Genomic DNA, 1,778 nt, shown 5'->3' with positions numbered 1-1,778 from the left:
CGATGTCGTCGGGCATCTGCTCGAATGGCTGAGCGACGACGAACAGACCGAACTGCGGCGTATCTTCACGGTCTGGTTCGTACGGGTATGGCTTCCCCGTCATGCGCCACGAGGAGAAGCAACCGACTGGCAAAGGCTCACCGATTTGAAGGAGGTATATCGCATGCTTCAGGAACGCTCCAGCGAATGGCCCAAGCGTTGGGAAGAGAAAGGGCGTCAGGAAGGGCGTCAGGAAGGGCGGGAAGAAGGCCGTCGGGAAGCTGCCCACAACATGCTGCTGCGCACGCAATTCGACGATACCACCATTGCCGAGATCGTTGGTCTGGAGGTATCCGAGATCAGCGCCCTGCGCGCCGAGTTGAAGCACTGAGCATCGAGTGCAACGCCGGCAACCTTGGAAAACCCCCGTCGCGAGCTGACGCTTCCTCCAACAGCGGCTTTTTCTACCTTGTTGGAGCGCTGCCACTTTGTATACATGCCAAGGTAGACAACGTCACCCTATGCGCCTGACAGATTCCCAGCGCCAGACCATCCGGCATATCGTTGCCGAAGAGCTTGGCCCCAGCGCCAACGTACGGCTGTTCGGCTCACGGCTGGACGACACCGCCCGTGGTGGCGATATCGACCTGCTCGTTGAGCTCACCGAGCCCGTAGCGCACCCCGCCCATCTCTCCGCTCGGCTTAGTGTACGCATCATGCGTGCCATGCACGGGCGCAAGGTCGATGTGCTCGTCAGCGCACCGAATCTCAGCGAGCAGATGATACACAGGCTGGCTCGGGAGCAGGGGGTTCGGTTATGAACGACAATCTTTCTGAACGCCTGCGCTTTCTGAGTCGAGTAGTGGAGCGAGAAATTCACCACCTGCGCTACTCGTCAGGCAACGTCTTTGGCTTGCCATTTACCCGCGAGCGAGCCGCCAAGCTGGGGGAAGATGAAGCGCTGGCAGAGAGAGTAGAAGCCTATACCAGCCGCTTTTGCCGTTTACAGGATACGGCCGGCGACAAACTCCTGCCCTTGTGGCTGCGCGCCCTGGGCGAGAAAACCGGCGCCGTGGTCGACAACCTGGACCGTGCCGAAAAGCTTGGCGTTCTGGAGTCCGCCGATCGGTGGCTCGGCATACGTCAGATCCGCAACCAGATGATTCATGAATACATCGAATCCGCTGACGTGCTGGCCGATGCGCTCAACACGGCCCATGACTATGAAGAGACCTTGATCGCCTTTGTCAATGCCATACTGGCCGATGTGCAGCGGCGAGGAATCTAGGCGATCTTGTCTGTCGTGACTGATGCTACTTCCTGTTGGAGCGCCGCTTCGCGTCGCGACTGGCGCCGTAGGCGCCTCGGCGGTGTCACGAAGGCACGAGAAAACCGCTGTTGGAGCGCCCTGCCGGCAACGAGGCAAGATGGCCATGGCCAACGTTCACGACAACACCTACAAGCTGCTTTTCAGCCAGCAGGAAATGGTGAAAGACCTGCTGCGGGGCTTCATCCGCGATGACTGGCTCGACCAGTTGGACCTCGATACGCTGGAGAAGGCCAACGGCTCCTACGTCGCGGACGAACTACGCGAGCGGGAGGATGACGTCATCTGGCGGGTGCGCTGGGGGCAGACCTGGCTGTATGTCTATCTCCTGATCGAGTTTCAGAGCACCATCGACAAGCACATGGCCGTGCGTATCATGAGCTATCTCGGACTGCTCTATCAGGACCTGATCCGACAGAAGGCCTTTACCCCCAGTGGCAAGCTACCCCCCGTACTGCCCATCGTGCTCTAC

3 protein-coding genes and 1 pseudogene are annotated in these 1,778 nt (G+C 59.6%); all 4 read left to right on the top strand.

Going from position 1 to position 1,778, the window contains the following annotated elements:
* Window positions 1–370 (top strand): annotated as a pseudogene (locus tag C1H69_RS24265) (Rpn family recombination-promoting nuclease/putative transposase); the annotation flags it as partial.
* A 130-nt stretch (window positions 371–500) separates the two neighbouring features.
* Window positions 501–800, top strand: a complete 300-nt coding sequence (locus tag C1H69_RS18980) for a nucleotidyltransferase domain-containing protein (protein ID WP_102654961.1) — start codon at window positions 501–503, stop codon at window positions 798–800.
* On the top strand, window positions 797–1,267 hold the full coding sequence (locus C1H69_RS18975) for a hypothetical protein (protein ID WP_102654960.1): 471 nt from the start codon (window positions 797–799) through the stop codon (window positions 1,265–1,267). Before C1H69_RS18980 ends, C1H69_RS18975 begins: the two co-directional genes overlap by 4 nt.
* Before the next feature lie 139 nt (window positions 1,268–1,406).
* Window positions 1,407–1,778, top strand: a 372-nt coding sequence (locus tag C1H69_RS18970) for an Rpn family recombination-promoting nuclease/putative transposase (protein WP_422666907.1), incomplete at its 3' end; no start/stop codon positions are given.

It is taken from the genome of Billgrantia endophytica (genome assembly GCF_002879615.1).
Taxonomy (GTDB): domain Bacteria; phylum Pseudomonadota; class Gammaproteobacteria; order Pseudomonadales; family Halomonadaceae; genus Halomonas; species Halomonas endophytica.
Note: the sequence above shows the minus strand (reverse complement) of the source record. Positions and strands in the feature narration are given on the sequence as shown.

What these genes read in the sequence shown, in the direction of transcription:
- C1H69_RS18980 (WP_102654961.1), top strand. Translation starts at nt 501, where the DNA reads ATGCGCCTGACAGATTCCCAGCGCCAGACCATCCGGCATATCGTTGCC.
- C1H69_RS18975 (WP_102654960.1), top strand. Translation starts at nt 797, where the DNA reads ATGAACGACAATCTTTCTGAACGCCTGCGCTTTCTGAGTCGAGTAGTG.